Genomic DNA, 16,244 nt, shown 5'->3' on the forward strand with positions numbered 1-16,244 from the left:
ATGGCTGCAACCGCCAGGATCCGCGTGAAAGCCATCAGCGTGCTGGGCTCCACCGGCTCAATCGGCACTCAAACTCTCGAAATCGTTCAGGAGTTCCCGGAACAGTTCCGGGTGGTGGCTCTGACAGCTGGTCGCAACCTGCCCCTGCTCGTGGAGCAGATCCAGCGACACAGCCCCGAGGTGGTAGCCCTTGCTGATGAATCTCTGCTCAAGGAACTGGAGGAGCGGCTGGCCTCTCTTCCTGCAGATCAAAAGCCTCAACGGCAACCGGAGCTGGTGGGCGGTCCCGGCGGCCTGAATGTTGCAGCCTCCTGGGACACGGCAGACCTCGTTGTCACCGGCATTGTTGGCTGTGCAGGGCTGCTGCCAACCCTGGCGGCCATCCAGGCCGGAAAGGATCTGGCGCTGGCCAACAAGGAAACTCTGATCGCAGCGGGTCCGGTGGTGCTGCCAGAGCTCAAGAAAAGCGGCAGCCGCCTTCTGCCCGCTGATTCCGAGCACTCCGCCATCTTCCAGTGCCTGCAGGGCACCCCCTGGGCTGACAATGCACGCCTCTCCACGGGTGTTCCCACTCCGGGCCTGCGCCGGATCCAGCTCACGGCTTCAGGTGGTGCGTTCCGTGATTGGGCAACCGCCGATCTGGAGAAAGCCACCGTGGCCGATGCCACCTCCCATCCCAACTGGAGCATGGGTCGAAAGATCACCGTGGACTCAGCGTCGCTGATGAACAAAGGGCTGGAGGTGATCGAAGCCCACTATCTGTTTGGCCTCGACTACGACCACATCGAAATCGTCATTCACCCGCAGAGCATCATTCACTCGATGATCGAGCTGGCTGACTCCTCCGTCCTGGCGCAGCTGGGGTGGCCAGACATGAAGCTGCCGATCCTTTACTGCATGAGTTGGCCCTCGCGCCTGGAGACACCCTGGCGTCGCCTGAATCTCACCGAAGTGGGGCAACTCACCTTCAACAAACCCGATCCCGCCAAATACCCCTGCATGGAACTGGCATACGCCGCCGGCAGGGCCGGTGGAACCATGCCGGCTGTGCTCAATGCCGCCAATGAGGAAGCAGTGGCCCAGTTCCTGGAAGAGCGGATTCATTTCCTCGACATTCCCGATCTGATCGAAACAGCCTGCGAACGCCACAAATCCGACCGGATTGACCAGCCGCAACTGGATGACGTGCTGTCCGTCGATCAGTGGGCCCGCACCGCCGTGCGCGAACAGGTTGAGCGGGGCACACGGCGACTACCGCTCACTGCCATTGCGGCGTGATCAGTCACCACCTGCTGCTCTGTGCAACGGCTACGAAAGCGAAATGCTGTGACCCTGCCCTTGGAGCAGCCAGCTGGGAGGCTCTGAAGCTTGGAGTGAGAGAGCTGGCACTGGAGCGACCGGGCCGGCCAGGCGGGGTGGTCCTGCGCAGCAAAGCTGACTGTCTGCGCGTCTGCGATCAGGGCCCGGTGTTGCTGATCTGGCCGGATGGCATCTGGTACGGAGGAGTCACGCCGGAACGGATTCGACGCATCCTCGAGGAGCATGTGATCGGTGGACGTCCCTGCGAAGACTGGGTGATCCGCCGCAGCCCTTTCAGCGTGACCGATCAGCGCTGAGTTGGCTCAACCAGGCAGAAGCCACTCGATCAGACCAGCATCCGCTCTCCAGGCTGTCGCCGGGAGCATGGAAGCCGTTGTGGCCGCCTCTCGCCGTGAGAAGAACCGACACAGGGTCAGGCTGTGCAGCCGGCTGCGACGTGAGGGCTGAGAGCAAACGCTCGGCTCCAGACGCTGGCACCCAGGGATCATCGAGAGACTGAAGCAGCAGGGTGGGCGGCAATGAGCGCCGATCATTGAGCAGAAATGGCAGCGGAGATGCCTTTGCGTAATAGGCATCGACAGAATCGAACCCCCAGCGGGGAGCGGTGACCGCTGCATCAAAAGCGCGGATCGAGCGCGGAGGAGTTTGGGTCAGCGATTCATCCTCCTGCCGGCTCACGCCGAAGGGGTCGGCCAGTGTTTGCCGTACGAGGCGTTGCAGCAGCCAGCGCTGATACACCCGGTTGCGCGGTCGTTCAATCGAGGCGCTGCAGGCGGCCAGATCCAGGGGGCTGCTGGCGCAAAACAATCCATCGAGCACCAGCTGATCGGGGGGAAGTCCGGCCATGGCCCTGTCCTGAAGGCTGGAGAGACAACCGTTCAAAAGCATCGTGCCACCAAGAGAAACCCCAGCACCGAAGAGGGGCAAAACGGAACTGGATGGGGCCAGCTGCCGACAAAGCTCACGGGCACGGACGATCACTGGCAGCAGATCGCTGTTGCAGGCGGCGGCGTAGGTGCCACCGGCCAGATCTCTGCCGGGGTCCGCTCCCCGCAGATTGAGCCTCAGCACCGCAAACCCCCGCCTCTGCAGGGTGAGAACCAGACGCCGCAGGCCTTCCCGACGGCTGGAACCCCCGAGACCATGAAGGGCCAGAACAAGCGCTCTTGGGGATACGGGATCACCCGCAGGCGTTGGCAGGGGACGATCCAGAAAAGCCAGCAACTCGCCGGCTGCGGCTGCACCACTGGCCAGCGCAGGCACAGCAATCCGAATCGGCTCTCCCTGGTCCTCGGGCAAAGGAACCGTCCGAATCGTGTCGCGGAGAGTTTGCAGGTCTCCGCCGATCCAAGGCCAGCGTTGTTGATAAGTGACAACCCCCAGTTGCCCAAGCAACTGGGGGTTGTGCTGAAGGCGGGAATGGGAACCCATCAAAGGCCGTTCAGACCGATCTGATCACTTCTTACCAACACCGAGCTCCTTCAGCTCACCGAGCAGATCACCCAGAACTTTCTTGGCATCACCGAACACCATGGACGTATTGGCAAGCTCAAAGAGGTCGTTCTTGATTCCTGAATAACCAGCGCTCATGCCGCGTTTCACAACAAAGACCGTGCGTGCCTGCTGAACATCAAGCACGGGCATGCCATAGAGGGGTGATTCAGGGTCGTTCTTGGCCTGAGGGTTGACGACATCATTCGCCCCCAGCACCAGAACCACATCCGTGGCAGGGAAATCAGGGTTGATGATGTCCATTTCCTTGAGCTGCTCATAGGGCACATCGGCTTCCGCGAGCAGCACATTCATGTGACCCGGCATGCGCCCAGCCACAGGATGAATGGCGTAATCAACCTGAATACCGGCAGCTTCCAGGGAACGGGTGACCTCCCTGAGCGTGTGCTGAGCCTGGGCTACAGCGAGGCCGTAACCAGGCACAATCACCACCCGCTCAGCCGCTTCGAGGGTGAGCGCACACTCCTCAACGCTGCAGCTGGTGATGTTGGTGTATTCACCACCGCCGCCGCCGGAGGAGGAGCCAGCTCCCAGAGCTCCACCGAACAGCACCGAGACCAGTGAGCGATTCATGCCGTTGCACATCACCTGAGTCAGGATCAGACCCGCGGCGCCGACCATGGCACCGGCGACGATCAGAAGCTGGCTGCCGACCACAAAACCAGCTGCAGCCGCGGCCACACCGGAATAGCTGTTGAGCAGAGAGATCACCACAGGCATGTCTGCGCCGCCGATCGGCAGGGTGACGCCGATGCCCAGCAGGCCGGAGGCGATCACGAGCAACCACAACGCGGCCTGACTGCTGCCAGCGGAAGCGATCAACTTGATCGCAGCCACCAGACAGACAACAGCCAGAGCGATGTTGACCAGATGGCGGAGCTTGCTCTGCATCCAGGGGGGCGTTGAAAGCCAGCCCTGAAGCTTGGCCATTGCCACGATCGAACCTGTGAAGGTGATCGAGCCAACGAAGACGGAGATCACAATCGACACAACCGCCACGAGCGTGCCGTCATCAAGCGTTCCGGGGAACAGTGCCGCTGCCAGGGCCACCAACAGCGATGACATGCCGCCACAGCCGTTGAACAGCGCCACGGTTTCGGGCATGGAGGTCATGGGAACCCGCTGGGCCGTGATTGCACCCAGCACTCCACCGACAAGTGTGCCGACGATGATCCAAGCCCAGGCCTGCCCATCGAAGCTTGGTGTGCCCACGTAACTGATCAAGAGACCAATCACAGCGAGTGCCATGGCCACAGCGGCAAGCTGATTGGCACTGCGCGCGGAGCGCACTTTGGAAAGACCTTTGATGCCGAGTGCCAGCAGCAGAACAGCGACAAGGTCGATGGCGTAGTTCAGGAACTCCATCAGCTGTTCTCCTTGCGTGCGGGCTTGCGGCTGAACATGGCGAGCATGCGGTCGGTGACCAGGAAGCCGCCGATCACGTTGAAGAGAGCGAAGCCAAGCGAGACCGAGCCGAGAACCAGCAGAGGAGTGCTTCCATCGGCTTTGATGATCGCGGTGAGTGCGGCCAGCATCGTGATGCCGGAGATGGCATTGGCACCACTCATCAATGGCGTGTGCAGCGTGGGGGGAACCTTGCCGATCAGCTCGAAGCCGAGCAGGCTTCCCAACAGCAGCACCCAGAGGGCATTCACCAGAGGTGGTGTTTGGGAGGCCGTGGCCGCACCCATGAGAAAAAGGGAATCCATCAATTGGCTCCAGGGGTGAGAACGTCTCCGCGGCGGATGGTGCCGTCCTGACTGATCAGGCATCCGGCAATCAGCTCGTCTTCGCTGTCGAGAGTGAGCTGACCATCCTTCAGCGTCGGTTGAAGCAAGGCCAGCAGATTGCGGGCGTACATCGCACTGGCGTGATTGGGAACCGTGCAGGGCAGATCGTTGGCACCGATCAGCTTCACGCCGTTGCGATCCACGGTCTTCGAGGCAACGGTGTCGGCACAGTTACCTCCCTGGGCAACCGCCAGATCCACAACCACAGCTCCCGGGCGCATGCGATCCAGCATGTCCTCACTGATCAGCCGTGGAGCACGACGACCTGGAACCTGAGCCGTGCAGATGGCCACATCAGCCTCGGCCAACTGGTCTGAAAGCTGCTGGCGTTGCGCTGCCAGGAAAGCATCAGAGGCCTGCTTGGCATAGCCACCGGACTCCGCAGGCTTGTCCTCCATCTCAGGAGGATCGATGAAACGGGCACCAAGCGATTCCACCTGTTCCTTCACCGCAGGGCGAATGTCGCTGACATAGACAACGGCACCGAGCCGGCGTGCTGTGGCAACCGCTTGCAGGCCAGCCACTCCGGCGCCCAGAATCACAACGCGAGCCGGCTGAACAGTGCCGGCCGCCGTCATCAGCATCGGGAAATAACGGTCCAGGGCCGCGGAGGCCAGCAGCACCGACTTGTAGCCGGCGATATTGGCCTGAGACGACAATGCATCAGCGGACTGAGCACGGCTGATGCGAGGAAGCAGCTCAAGGGCCATGGCCGACAGACCTGCTTGTTGCAGATCCGCAGCCAGCTCCGCATTCGCATAGGGAGCGAGTAGACCCACCACCAGAGCCCCGCGACGGAGCTGATTGAAGGTCTTCGTCGCGGGTGACTGAACACAGAGCAACACATCGGCCTGAGACCAGGCCGTGCTGTCTCCGCAGGGCACAAGCTCCGCTCCGGCCTCGGCATACGCCTGATCCAGATAGCCGGAAGATTGTCCAGCCCCCTTCTCGAGAACGACTCTGCAACCGAGTGCAGTGAATTTCTTGACGGTTTCCGGAGAGGCCGCAACGCGGGTTTCGCCCGCTGCGGTCTCCACCGGGATCAACAGTATGGGCAAGATCGTGATGCCGCCGACCCAGTCGAGATTACGAGGTCACGGGTTGAGGAGGCCTGCATCTTTTCTGAAGAAGGGAGTTTGACCCTGAAGCCTGTAGCTAGGGAGAGGGTCCTGTCTGCAACAGCATGGGACTCACCGCAATCGAATGCCCTGATGGCGTTTGCCACAGCCACCACGGCGGTCATGCCGTGGACCGCATCACGATGGAACACCTTCTGGCTGAACACGGCCGCGAATGGTGCGAGCGCCTGGCGGAACGGATTTATGAAATGTCGGTGGACACGTTCTCCCAGACCGTGATGCCAAGCCTGCATGCAGCGGGCTGGCAGCGACGTCATCTCGACTGGGAGTTCAAACTCAGGGAGCTGGATTCCGAGCCGGATCGCACCCTGGTGGATGGAATCATCAACGCCACCGAGAGCTTTCTGCGCAGCAGTGAGGTGCATCGCCTCTTCATCCAGGAGCTCGTCCAAGGAACATTCGATGAAGCCTCTGACGACCACCTGCGCGCGGAAGCCGTACGGCATTTGATCGAGAAGGAAATCCTGACGCTTCTTGAAGAGAACAGAGCTGAACTGATGAAGCGACTGACAGCAAGAATCCTGGAACCGGCAGGCGGGCAGGTTGATCGTGCTCAGAAGGCCGCTTCCGAAGGCTTCATGGAAGTGGAACGATTGCTCTGCAATCACACCGAATCGCTCTGAGATCTTGAGCAGTCTTTGAGCAAGGAGCTTCAGAACATCGGCTGAAGCTCCTCCTCCACCGCTAACGCCTGCGGACGACGGCCCTTGCCGTGGAGAAGCCGCGCGCGAAGAATCAGCGGGTCAAGGTCGCATTCCAATGGCCAGCAACGCTCTAGACAGCGGCGAGACTCTGGACTGGATGAGTAACGGAGGAGGCTTCTGGCCATGGCGGCAGGGGGCCGAACCCCAGGGGCTGATGGTCGGAAGTTAAGGGTGGCGCAACCGATTGGAATGGTTAGAAAGACCTATCTTTCAACGCCGCCATCAACACTCCGTCCTTCGCTCTTGGTGCCGGGCTTCCATCCCGGCCGATTCGGCCCAGGCAATGGCAGCAGCAGCTCATCCAACTGCTGCGCAGGCGGCTGGACCCAGGGACGACTGCGGCCCGAGATGTTCTGATTCATGCCGGTCCAGGCGCTGGCAAAACTCTTGGCGCCTTGCTGTCTTTTCAGGTGATGCAGTCGGAGGGCAGGCTTCAACGCGCTGTGATCTTCTGCCATCGCACCTCGATCCTCAGCCAGTGGCAGGGTGCTGCAGCCCAGCTGGGACTGCAGCTTGATCTCTGGAACGGGCCTGACAGCGCCTCAGAAGCCGCGGACGGATGGCTGCTCAGCTACCAGGGTGCCGGACGCCAGCAGGAGGCCCTGAAAGCCGAACTCAGCCGCTGGAACCAGCAACTGCTGCTGGCCATCGCCGACGAAGCGCATCATCTGGGAGTGGACCCCGATGAACCAGACGGCCCGGTTTGGGGACGAACATTTCTGGAGCTCAGCAGCCATGCCCGCTTGCGTCTGGGTTTAACGGGAACACCGTTTCGTGCCGACAACCTGGCGTTCTGCGCCGCCCGAAGGGTGCGGGTGGAGGAAGCCGGTCAGCTGGTGGAACAGATCCATCCCGATCTTTCCGTCGAACCCCGAGAACTGATCGAAGCCGGTGATGTTCGTCCTCTCGAATTTCGTTTTCAAGACGGCTGGGTGGAACACGCTCAGGAAGGACTGCCGGACCGAGAGGTTTCGCCACTGTCAGCTGAGCAGAGAGAGAGCTGGAGAGCCAGGAATCTGCGCCGCGCCATTCGTCTTTCCGACAGCAGCAGCATTGCCCAGCTGCTGCTGCTGAGAGCCCGAACCAAGCTCGAAAGTGTTCGCCAACGTCACCCGCGCGCAGGCGGACTGGTGATCGCCCGCGATATCGAGCATGCCCGCAGCATCACCTTGCTGCTGGAGGAGGAAGGTGATCAGGTCGATCTGGTGCATTCCCAGGACCCAGGAGCACCTGAACGCCTCAATGGCTTTCAGAGCGGTGACGCCGACTGGCTGGTGAGCATTGACATGTGCGCGGAAGGATTCGATGCCTCTCGGCTGAGGGTGGTCGCCTATCTGACCACCGTGGTGACGCGCAGTCGTTTCGTTCAGGGAATCACCAGAGCCGTGCGCATGTGCGGTGAAAGAGCCTCACTGGAAGCGGTTCCGCGTGAACCTTCCTATGTGTTCGCTCCTGCGGATCCATTGCTGATGCAATACGCCCGCAGCTGGTCTCTGTCTGAGCCCTACCGCATTGCAGCTCCGCAAAGCGCCGAGGACAACGACAGCAACCTGGGATGTGACTGGCGAGGTCCATCGCTGCCGATGGAAGCGATTGAGGACGGCGCGGGCGCTGTGATCAGGATGCGAACCCCACAGTTACCCAGTTTTTTGCAGCGCTGAAAACATTCTTTCCCAAGAAAAAATGCGACATTCTGCGAAATTCGGCCCAATTTGGACCCATCAACCATCAGCCTGGTCGCCATCTGGGAGACAGACATGGACGCAGCAATTGAACGTCGAGTCAACGTTGCCACCTGCTGGGCAACAACCCGGATTGCCGTTCTGGACAGTGCTGAGCGCTATGAAGACAGCTATGCACTCACGCAGGAATTCAGAGAATGGATTACCTGCTTAGGGGAGCACCCTGAACTCCTTGAGGACTCAGTCTTGAGTGTTCAGCGAACACAAGGGAAACACCATCACCTGGAACTTGACGGAGCAACAGACGGAGCTGTTGAAATCTAAAGAAAGGCTGAAATTTGTATCGAAACCTTGAGGCATTTCGGTCCAATTTGTACATCTGAGTTGAACAAATTTCACTCAAACTGATGATTTGATCGCTTTCGGTGTTCCCGCTGGCGAGACGTTGCGGACATTAAAGTCATCTCATAGTCATTCCGGATAAGCATGGCGGTTGAGAATTTGGTGATTGTGGGGTCCGGCCCAGCCGGCTACACCGCTGCCATCTATGCCGCCCGCGCCAATCTCAATCCTCTTTTGATCACAGGGTTTCAGAGGGGGGGAATCCCTGGTGGCCAGCTGATGACCACCACCCATGTTGAAAATTTCCCCGGCTTCCCTGACGGTGTTCTCGGTCCAGACCTGATGGACTTGATGAAAGCCCAGGCCACGCGCTGGGGAACAAGGCTGCTTGAAGCTGACGCCGACCGCATTGATCTCAGCCAGCGTCCTTACCGGATCGAAGTTGAAGGTCAGATCGTTGAATCGCAATCCGTGATCATCGCCACAGGGGCCAGCGCCAATCGCCTCGGACTGCCGAATGAGCAGCGCTTCTGGAGCAAGGGCATCAGCGCCTGTGCCATCTGCGATGGCGCCACACCTCAGTTCCGCAACGAGGAATTAGCCGTGGTCGGCGGGGGCGATTCAGCTTGTGAGGAAGCCGTCTATCTCACCAAATACGGCAGCCATGTCCATCTGCTGGTGCGTTCAGACCGTCTGCGCGCCAGTGCAGCAATGAGCGACCGCGTTAAGGCCAACCCCCAGATCAGCGTGCACTGGAACACTCAGGTGAGCGACGTTCAAGGTGATGACTGGCTAAGCAGCCTCAACCTGCATCGACGTGACAGCGGACTCGACGAGGAGCTGGCTGTTCGGGGCATGTTTTATGCCATCGGACACACGCCCAACACAGAACTGGTTCGCGACCAGCTCGACTGCGATCCCATCGGTTACCTGGTCACCCAACCGGGTCGGCCGGAAACCTCCATGGAGGGCGTGTTCGCAGCAGGTGATGTCGCTGATGGAGAGTGGCGTCAGGGTGTCACAGCCGCTGGCAGTGGCTGTCAGGCCGCCCTCGCCGCCGAACGCTGGCTCTCTCATCACAATCTGGCAACACTGGTCAGCAGGGAACAGGCCGAACCAGCCAAAGCAGAAACACCAAAGACCACAGCTGAAACCACTGAGGCCACCTACGACTCCAACGCCCTCTGGCAGAAAGGCAGCTATGCCTTGCGAAAGCTTTATCACGACAGCACTCGGCCACTGCTGGTCGTCTATACATCGCCGAGCTGCGGACCCTGCCATGTGCTCAAACCCCAGCTGAAGCGAGTGCTTGATGAGCTGCACGGGGAAGCCCAGGGAATTGAAATCGATATCGAAGCTGACCAGGAGATCGCACAGCAGGCCGGAGTGAACGGCACTCCGACCGTTCAGCTGTTTTTCGACAAGCAACTGAAGCAGCAGTGGCGTGGTGTGAAGCAGCGCAGTGAGTTCATGGACTCAATCCGCTCGGTGCTCAGCAAAGCCTGAGTCTCAACGGCGACGAGGCCCACCCGGACGGTTACCACCGGGACGTCCTCCGGGTGCACCGGCGTTGCGCTCCCTATAGGTGATCCGGCCACGGGTCAGGTCATAAGGGCTGATCTCCACCAGCACTTTGTCTCCGGCCAGCAATTTGATTCTGAACTTGGTGAGCTTGCCAGCGGCGCGGCAAAGGCATTGATGACCTGCGGGCTGCTCCAGGGTCACCAGGTAAAACCCGTTGCCCTGTTCCTTCTCGATCACACCCGAGGTTTCAATCATGCGCCGGCATTGACCTGCAAATCGTTTCCGCATTTTAGGAGGCCGCCTGCTGTCTGAGCAGCCCCAAGACAGGTGACCTCTCCCTAAGGTCGGCTGATCCTGAAACAAGCCGATGATTCTCCCTCCCCTCTCCATGGATCTGGGGCTGCTGATGATTTCCATCGGTGCTGTGAACCTGTGGCGTGCCCGCCAGAAATCCACCTAACCTTCTGGAAACGCCAAAACGCCGTGTCCGAGTCCGCTCTCGCCTCTTTCGTAAACCTGACGCAGTCTGATTCCCAGGTCCGCGATCAGGTGCGTCAGGCAGCGACTCCCATGCATGTGGTGAACCTGGCAAAGGAAAAAGGTCACGTGTTCACCCAGGCCACCATGATGAAAATGCAGGCCGAAAAAATGAAGCACCTGCACGATGATCATCTCAACGATGTCTCCAGCTGGGGCGAAGCGCTGTTGATCTGCTTCGGCGAACACTCCTGACACTTCTGCTTCACAAGCCATACGGAGTCCTGAGCCAGTTCACACCGGAAGCCGGCAGCCGATGGGGCTGCCTTGCCGACTGGGTGAATGTCCCTGATGTCTATGCGGCAGGTCGTCTGGACGCTGACAGCGAAGGGTTGCTCCTGCTCACCGCCGATGGTCGTCTGCAACAGCGACTGACAGATCCACGTTTCGGCCATTGGCGCACTTACTGGGTGCAGGTGGAGGGCAACCCCGGCCAACAGCAGCTGGATGCCCTTTGCGATGGGGTGATGGTCAAACAGCAGCTCACCAGGCCTGCAAGAGCTCAACGTCTTGCTGCTGAACACCAGCAGACACTCAGGGAACGCAACCCTCCCATCCGCACCAGGCGAAGCATTCCCACCACCTGGTTGCAACTCAGCCTGAGGGAAGGGCGCAACCGCCAGGTGCGTCGCATGACGGCGTCCGTTGGGCTGCCAACGTTGCGACTGATCCGCCACAGCATTGATCTGATGGATGGAGGACCACCGCTCAACCTCAGCGGCCTCGCGTCAGGTCAATGGCGCGAGGTCACGTCCGACGAGGATCAACGCCTTGGAGCCCTGCTCAAACGGCAGCCAAGACGCCGGTGAGCGTGACAGCACGGAATTCGATGCCTTCCACAACACGCCAGGGCTGCTCGGAGCGGTCGGCGTAGCTCACCTTCTCAAAGCCGAGTGCACGGAAATCAGCGAGGAAGGCGTCCTCCTCCCAGGCACCACTGATGCAACCGCTCCAGAGATCTGGATCTTGTTGAAGGTGCTGTGGAACAGGGCGATCACAGACAATGTCGCTGATGGCGACGCGGCCTGAGGGACGCAGCACTCTGCGGATGTTGGCGAGCAGAGCCGAACGTGCTGAAGGATTCACCAGATTGAGCACACAATTGCTGAGTACCACATCCACACTGGCTGAGGGAATCAGCAGCTCACCCGTCGGGGTTGGCGCATCCAGGGCTTCGATCGCCCCCTCCAGAAAACGAACGTTGCTGTAACCGATTCTCTCGGCCACCACAGGCGCGGCAGCTCGGGCAAGTTCCAGCATGTCGGCATTGCGATCCACGCCAATCACAGCGCCACGGCCACCCACGACCTGGGCACAGATAAAGGCATTTTTGCCGCTGCCACTGCCCAGATCCAGCACGGTGTCACCGGAACGAACCCAACGCGTCGGGTCGCCGCAGCCGTAATCACGCTCCACCACCTCCTCGGGGATGACTTGGAGCAAGGACGCATCAAAGGCGACTGGCGTACACAGGCAGGCTTCCTGCTCCAGTGCTGCAGCTCCATAGCGTTCTTCAACGGCCTGGGTCTGATCCAGAGCCGGTCCACAACATCCTTCGCTCATCAGCCGAGGGCCTCCAGCAATTCGCGCACAGTCGACCACTGACCGTAGTAGTAATTCGCGCTCGCTCGGCGGTCGCTGTCCTCAAGGCTGTCGAAGGCATCGAAGCCAACATTGCGCCAGAGATCATGGCCACAGGCGCGATCGAGCTCCGTCTCGGCTTCACGGGCAAGGTTGTCGAGACGTCGCTGCAGATTCTTGACTTGAGCGGCAGACATCTTCAGGGAAGGCAGATGGGATCAATGTATCGAACTGACTAGTACGCATCAACTAGTTGGGCGAAGTTCGGCTTCAATCAGAACGGCAGTTTCTTCTTGGCGTCCTTGTCGAGATCGGCTTCCATCGCCCTGAGTCGCTTGAGGATGGAGTCGTAGTACTCCTTGACATAGTCCTCAAGGTGAGTGATCTCGCCGGGATCAATGCCGAAGCTCTGGTAGGTCTCTTCCATCGGTGCATCCATCGAAACACCACCTCCCGACACCTCAGCAAATGCCAAACGCTCGGCCACGTTCACGGCAGGCTCAAAGAAGGAACACATCCCTTCGGTGAATCGCATGATGAAGGAGGGGACTCGAAACACTCGCGCAGACTTATCAGCAGCGCGTTCGCAGAGCTGAACAACCTCACCGCTGTTCCAGGCCTTGGGCCCGACCACAGGAAATGTCTTGCGCACCGTCTCCTCATGGTCGAGTGCAGCCACGGCGAAACGTGCCATGTCCTGGGTGTTCATATAGGCGATGGAGGTGGGACTGCCGCTCACCCAAACGGTCTGACTCTCCAGGACAGGAATGGCGAACTGACTGATCACGCCCTGCATGAACGCCACTCCCTGAAGAATGGTGTAATCAAATTCTGATTCCCTCAGAAGTTTCTCAGTGCAGTACTTGATGTCCATCAACGGCACATCACGATGCTGTTCCGCATCAAGAAGCGAGAGGAACACGAAACGGTTGACTCCTGCGCGCTCACAGGCTCTGAGCAGATTGAGTTTTCCGTCCCAGTCTGTTTGATAGATGCTCTTGGGGTCGTCGGGGCGGCTGGTGGCCGCATCGATCACGGCATCCACTCCGTCGAGGGCGTAATCAAGGCTGGCTGGATTGAGCAGATCACCTCGAGTGAGCTCACAACCCCACTCCTGCAGGAAAGGTGCTTTCCGTGGGATTCGCACCATGCAGCGAACGTCATGACCTTGATCGAGAGCCCTGCGGGCGATCTGCCTGCCCAAGGTTCCTGTTCCACCGACCACAAGAACCTGCATAGGGCTTTCAAAGTCCAGCGAGGAGCTTAGTTGGCGTTCCCGCGCACTGCGGAGATCAGTCCTTCTGAAGCTTCAGCAGCAGGGCCCCACCCGCCAGACCCACGGGAATGAGCACCCAAAACACAGCTGCAATTCCGAAAATCTCCGAAGCCATCGAACAGCGCTCTGAATCAGCACCTATTTAACGATCTCCAGTCATGTGTTCAACGCATTGTTGTAATAACTCAGCCATCGGCGCATCGGTGCGCAACTGGCCGGTCATCACGGCGCTGGGGCATGCCTTGTGACCTGAGCTCAGCAGCGACTGAACCAGCTCCTCCAGCGGAGGTGGTCCGGCAAGAGAGAGCCGACTGGCAAGCTCAGCGGTGGACCAGCAGCAAACCGGCAATCCGCAGTCCCTCTGCAGGCGTAGCAGCAGACGCCGCCCAGCAGTTGACAGGGTCTCTGGCTGCGAGCCGGCAAGGTTGAGCAACTGATCCAGAACTGCAGGCATCTGCAGAGGCCCAATCCAGAGCGGTCCTGTCACCGACCATCTGCCCTTGCCATCCGTGCAGCGACAGGATCTCCAGCCCGAGAGCTTCAACAGCGATTGCACCGCTTGATCCCCACAGCGCTCGCATCGTGCCAGCAGACCCAGCTGCAACTCCTCATCAGCGGCCAGGCGCTGGCGCAACCGCACCACAAGCCGGAATGTGCGTCCTTCACTGAAACTGGCAATGGGTTCAAGCCCCCGGCCTGATTGCCAGGCTTCTCTGGCCAGCACTGCCAGCTGAAGTCGCAGAGCCAGCTCCCAGCTGGCGGGATGGGCTCGCGCTGCTGCCCCGAAATGACGCAGCGCCGCACGGCGGTCATGGCCGGTTGGCGAACGTCCATCCGTGCTGGCGAGAACAAGCAACCCGTTAAAGCGCAGCACGGCCAAGGCCGACTGAAGCAGGGGATTTGGACAACCGAAGGCATCCAGATCAATCAGATCGAAGAAGGTCTGATCGAGGTAGGCCTGGCGCAGCAAACGCTCCGCAGCCCAGCTGGAGTTCGTTAACGACACACCACGAACACCCTGCAGAAGCTGAAGGTTCGATGCCAGCAATGAGCTGCGATCTGGATCGGCATCGTTCAACCAAAGCTCCAGATCGGGTCTGGATTCGGGACAAGCTTCGAGACCCCAGCGGAGACCACGGATTCCACAACCGGCCATCAGGTCAAGCCAGCGCAGTGGCCGTTGCGCCCCTGACGCCTGCTGAGCCGCCAACAGAACCGAAAGATCCCTTGAGGGTCGCGAATCCCTGCGGAAAAAACCGGATCCCGTCTGCAGACAGACAGCTCCTTCGCGATAGTGAGAATCCGGCGCTTCCAGGTGCGTGCACGCAACCGCTCTCCAGCCTGCCTCCACCGGTGCCGACTGGGGAGAAGCCAGCACATGGCGATGGAAGGACCTCAGCTGTCACTGGCGGGTTCTCGGGCACCCCTCGGCTCCGCCCATCGTGCTGATTCACGGCTTTGGCGCCAGCAGCAGCCACTGGAGACATAACGCCGGAGCCCTTGCCACAGCTGGCTATCGGGTGTTCAGTCTCGACCTGATCGGCTTCGGACGCTCCGACCAGCCCGGACTCAATCGGCACTTCTCACTCGACAACAGATTGTGGTCGAGGCAACTGGCCGCATTTCTCGAAGAGGTGGTTCAGCAACCGGCGGTGCTTGTGGGCAACTCTCTCGGGGGCCTCACGGTTCTGACCACCGCTGCGCTGCGACCCGAACTGGTGAAAGCGGCCGTCGCAGCGCCTCTACCGGACCCCACCCTGCTGCGCCCCCTGCAACAACAGCCGTCCCGATGGCTGGTGCGGTTGCGCCGCATCACGGTGACAGCGATCTGCCGCCTGTTGCCGCTGGAACTGATCGTGCCGCTGATCGCGCGAACTCCTCTGCTGCGGGCCGGGCTTCAGGGTGCTTATCAGCGATCAATTCGAGCCGACCGGGAGTTGCAGGCCCTGATCGCCCAACCTGCCCTCAGGGTGACAGCTGCCAGAAGCCTTCGTGCCATGAGTGTGGGCATGGCTCTCCGCCCCCGAGACGCCACCGCCCCCGTGCTGCTGCAAAGGCTGAAGGCCATGGGCAACGCTCCTCCGGTGCTGTTGCTTTGGGGACGCCAGGACCGATTCGTGCCGCTGATGATCGGCGAATTGGTCAGATCCCAGCACCCATGGGTGGAGCTCAAGGTGATCGAAAACGCCGGCCATTGCCCCCACGACGAAACTCCAGAGCGCTTTCACCTGGAGTTGCTGCACTGGCTGGACCGTAATTTGGGAGGCACAAGCGCACCAGGGATCGGTCACCAGGCATGAAGCACACTCTGTCGGTTCTGGTGGAGGACGAATCCGGCGCCCTCAGCCGTATCGCCGGCCTGTTCGCTCGCCGCGGCTTCAACATCGACAGCCTTGCGGTTGGTCCTGCTGAGGCTGTTGGCCGCTCACGACTGACCATGGTGGTCGAGGGTGACGAGCAGACTCTTCAACAGATGACCAAGCAGCTCGACAAGCTTGTCAACGTGCTGCAGGTTCTCGACCTCTCCCAGCGGCCTGCCGTCGAACGGGAGTTGATGTTGATGAAAGTCTCCGCGCCGGCGGCCCAGCGCAGCGCAATCCTTGAATTGGTTCAAGTTTTCAGAGCCAAGGTGGTCGACGTCGCAGACGATGCACTGACCCTCGAGGTTGTCGGTGACCCAGGAAAGCTGGTGGCTCTGGAACGACTGATGGCTCCCTACGGCATCGAAGAAATCGCCCGAACCGGCAGGGTCGCACTGGAAAGAGCGTCTGGAGTGAACACTGAAATGCTCAAGGCTTCAAGCAGTGGCGGGCGCGTGCCCGCCTGAACTTCTCGTT

At 60.2% G+C, this 16,244-nt stretch carries 22 protein-coding genes; 10 read left to right on the plus strand and 12 right to left on the minus strand.

Annotated elements, in window-relative coordinates; translation table 11 throughout:
* The first annotated feature begins 24 nt into the window (after positions 1-24).
* Positions 25-1,278, plus strand: coding sequence for a 1-deoxy-D-xylulose-5-phosphate reductoisomerase (locus AC6EI9_RS05720; RefSeq protein WP_498469938.1), 1,254 nt, complete (start codon positions 25-27; stop codon positions 1,276-1,278).
* Positions 1,275-1,616 carry a (2Fe-2S) ferredoxin domain-containing protein gene (locus AC6EI9_RS05725; RefSeq protein ID WP_498469544.1) on the plus strand — a complete coding sequence of 114 codons (342 nt, stop codon included), beginning with the start codon at positions 1,275-1,277 and terminating at the stop codon, positions 1,614-1,616. The genes AC6EI9_RS05720 and AC6EI9_RS05725 overlap by 4 nt, the downstream gene beginning before the upstream one ends.
* Here the strand turns inward: AC6EI9_RS05725 and AC6EI9_RS05730 are convergent.
* The 4 genes from AC6EI9_RS05730 to AC6EI9_RS05745 are packed head-to-tail and all read right to left on the minus strand — an operon-like array spanning position 1,594 to position 5,659.
* Positions 1,594-2,751 (minus strand): YheT family hydrolase, encoded by a 1,158-nt coding sequence (locus tag AC6EI9_RS05730; protein WP_498469545.1) that lies wholly within the window; start codon positions 2,749-2,751, stop codon positions 1,594-1,596. The two genes, AC6EI9_RS05725 and AC6EI9_RS05730, sit on opposite strands and share 23 nt — an antisense overlap.
* A 24-nt stretch (positions 2,752-2,775) precedes the next feature.
* Positions 2,776-4,197: an NAD(P)(+) transhydrogenase (Re/Si-specific) subunit beta gene (locus tag AC6EI9_RS05735; protein ID WP_498469546.1), complete on the minus strand. Its 1,422-nt coding sequence runs from the start codon at positions 4,195-4,197 to the stop codon at positions 2,776-2,778.
* A complete protein-coding gene (locus AC6EI9_RS05740) occupies positions 4,197-4,541 on the minus strand; it encodes an NAD(P) transhydrogenase subunit alpha part 2 (protein ID WP_369813443.1) in 345 nt (114 codons plus the stop codon). Before AC6EI9_RS05740 ends, AC6EI9_RS05735 begins: the two co-directional genes overlap by 1 nt.
* The gene (locus AC6EI9_RS05745) at positions 4,541-5,659 is read right to left on the minus strand and encodes a Re/Si-specific NAD(P)(+) transhydrogenase subunit alpha (protein WP_498469547.1); all 1,119 of its coding nucleotides are present in this window, start codon (positions 5,657-5,659) and stop codon (positions 4,541-4,543) included. Before AC6EI9_RS05745 ends, AC6EI9_RS05740 begins: the two co-directional genes overlap by 1 nt.
* Positions 5,660-5,805: 146 nt before the next feature.
* On the opposite strand from AC6EI9_RS05745, the gene AC6EI9_RS05750 reads away from it, so the two are divergent.
* On the plus strand, positions 5,806-6,384 hold the full coding sequence (locus AC6EI9_RS05750; RefSeq protein ID WP_498469548.1) for an EF-1 guanine nucleotide exchange domain-containing protein: 579 nt from the start codon (positions 5,806-5,808) through the stop codon (positions 6,382-6,384).
* Positions 6,385-6,413: 29 nt separating this feature from the next.
* Here AC6EI9_RS05750 and AC6EI9_RS05755 read toward each other — a convergent pair whose 3' ends face one another.
* A complete protein-coding gene (locus AC6EI9_RS05755) occupies positions 6,414-6,590 on the minus strand; it encodes a hypothetical protein (protein ID WP_498469549.1) in 177 nt (58 codons plus the stop codon).
* Positions 6,591-6,668: 78 nt separating this feature from the next.
* The gene (locus tag AC6EI9_RS05760; protein ID WP_498469550.1) at positions 6,669-6,827 is read right to left on the minus strand and encodes a hypothetical protein; all 159 of its coding nucleotides are present in this window, start codon (positions 6,825-6,827) and stop codon (positions 6,669-6,671) included.
* On the opposite strand from AC6EI9_RS05760, the gene AC6EI9_RS05765 reads away from it, so the two are divergent.
* From AC6EI9_RS05765 to trxB, 3 genes are all read left to right on the plus strand, one after another.
* The gene (locus AC6EI9_RS05765) at positions 6,771-8,126 is read left to right on the plus strand and encodes a DEAD/DEAH box helicase (RefSeq protein WP_498469939.1); all 1,356 of its coding nucleotides are present in this window, start codon (positions 6,771-6,773) and stop codon (positions 8,124-8,126) included. The two genes, AC6EI9_RS05760 and AC6EI9_RS05765, sit on opposite strands and share 57 nt — an antisense overlap.
* A 96-nt stretch (positions 8,127-8,222) precedes the next feature.
* The gene (locus AC6EI9_RS05770; RefSeq protein ID WP_498469551.1) at positions 8,223-8,471 is read left to right on the plus strand and encodes a DUF8673 family protein; all 249 of its coding nucleotides are present in this window, start codon (positions 8,223-8,225) and stop codon (positions 8,469-8,471) included.
* A 162-nt stretch (positions 8,472-8,633) separates the two neighbouring features.
* Positions 8,634-9,995 (plus strand): thioredoxin-disulfide reductase, encoded by a 1,362-nt coding sequence (trxB, locus tag AC6EI9_RS05775; RefSeq protein WP_498469552.1) that lies wholly within the window; start codon positions 8,634-8,636, stop codon positions 9,993-9,995.
* Positions 9,996-9,998: 3 nt separating this feature from the next.
* On the opposite strand, the gene infA is transcribed toward trxB, so the two are convergent.
* A complete protein-coding gene (gene infA / locus AC6EI9_RS05780) occupies positions 9,999-10,268 on the minus strand; it encodes a translation initiation factor IF-1 (RefSeq protein WP_006041809.1) in 270 nt (89 codons plus the stop codon).
* 228 nt (positions 10,269-10,496) lie between these two features.
* On the opposite strand from infA, the gene AC6EI9_RS05785 reads away from it, so the two are divergent.
* A complete protein-coding gene (locus AC6EI9_RS05785) occupies positions 10,497-10,745 on the plus strand; it encodes a Nif11-like leader peptide family natural product precursor (RefSeq protein WP_498469940.1) in 249 nt (82 codons plus the stop codon).
* Complete coding sequence (locus tag AC6EI9_RS05790) at positions 10,724-11,359, plus strand: pseudouridine synthase (protein ID WP_498469941.1); 636 nt, start codon at positions 10,724-10,726, stop codon at positions 11,357-11,359. Before AC6EI9_RS05785 ends, AC6EI9_RS05790 begins: the two co-directional genes overlap by 22 nt.
* Here AC6EI9_RS05790 and AC6EI9_RS05795 read toward each other — a convergent pair.
* The 5 genes from AC6EI9_RS05795 to AC6EI9_RS05815 form a co-directional block, all read right to left on the minus strand.
* Positions 11,334-12,113 carry a methyltransferase domain-containing protein gene (locus AC6EI9_RS05795; RefSeq protein ID WP_498469553.1) on the minus strand — a complete coding sequence of 260 codons (780 nt, stop codon included), beginning with the start codon at positions 12,111-12,113 and terminating at the stop codon, positions 11,334-11,336. The genes AC6EI9_RS05790 and AC6EI9_RS05795 overlap by 26 nt on opposite strands.
* Positions 12,113-12,328: a DUF8669 family protein gene (locus AC6EI9_RS05800; protein ID WP_067097622.1), complete on the minus strand. Its 216-nt coding sequence runs from the start codon at positions 12,326-12,328 to the stop codon at positions 12,113-12,115. Before AC6EI9_RS05800 ends, AC6EI9_RS05795 begins: the two co-directional genes overlap by 1 nt.
* 77 nt (positions 12,329-12,405) lie before the next feature.
* On the minus strand, positions 12,406-13,368 hold the full coding sequence (locus tag AC6EI9_RS05805; protein ID WP_498469554.1) for an NAD(P)H-binding protein: 963 nt from the start codon (positions 13,366-13,368) through the stop codon (positions 12,406-12,408).
* 55 nt (positions 13,369-13,423) lie between these two features.
* A complete protein-coding gene (gene petM, locus AC6EI9_RS05810; RefSeq protein WP_011933540.1) occupies positions 13,424-13,522 on the minus strand; it encodes a cytochrome b6-f complex subunit PetM in 99 nt (32 codons plus the stop codon).
* A 27-nt stretch (positions 13,523-13,549) separates the two neighbouring features.
* Positions 13,550-14,758: a N2,N2-dimethylguanosine tRNA methyltransferase gene (locus tag AC6EI9_RS05815; protein WP_498469555.1), complete on the minus strand. Its 1,209-nt coding sequence runs from the start codon at positions 14,756-14,758 to the stop codon at positions 13,550-13,552.
* Between AC6EI9_RS05815 and AC6EI9_RS05820 the strand changes: the two genes are divergently transcribed.
* Both AC6EI9_RS05820 and ilvN read left to right on the plus strand, forming a co-directional pair.
* Complete coding sequence (locus tag AC6EI9_RS05820; RefSeq protein WP_498469556.1) at positions 14,727-15,707, plus strand: alpha/beta fold hydrolase; 981 nt, start codon at positions 14,727-14,729, stop codon at positions 15,705-15,707. The two genes, AC6EI9_RS05815 and AC6EI9_RS05820, sit on opposite strands and share 32 nt — an antisense overlap.
* Positions 15,704-16,234 (plus strand): acetolactate synthase small subunit, encoded by a 531-nt coding sequence (gene ilvN / locus AC6EI9_RS05825; protein ID WP_498469557.1) that lies wholly within the window; start codon positions 15,704-15,706, stop codon positions 16,232-16,234. The genes AC6EI9_RS05820 and ilvN overlap by 4 nt, the downstream gene beginning before the upstream one ends.
* Positions 16,235-16,244: the final 10 nt, after the last annotated feature.

The sequence above is a fragment of the Synechococcus sp. MIT2312 genome (genome assembly GCF_059772315.1).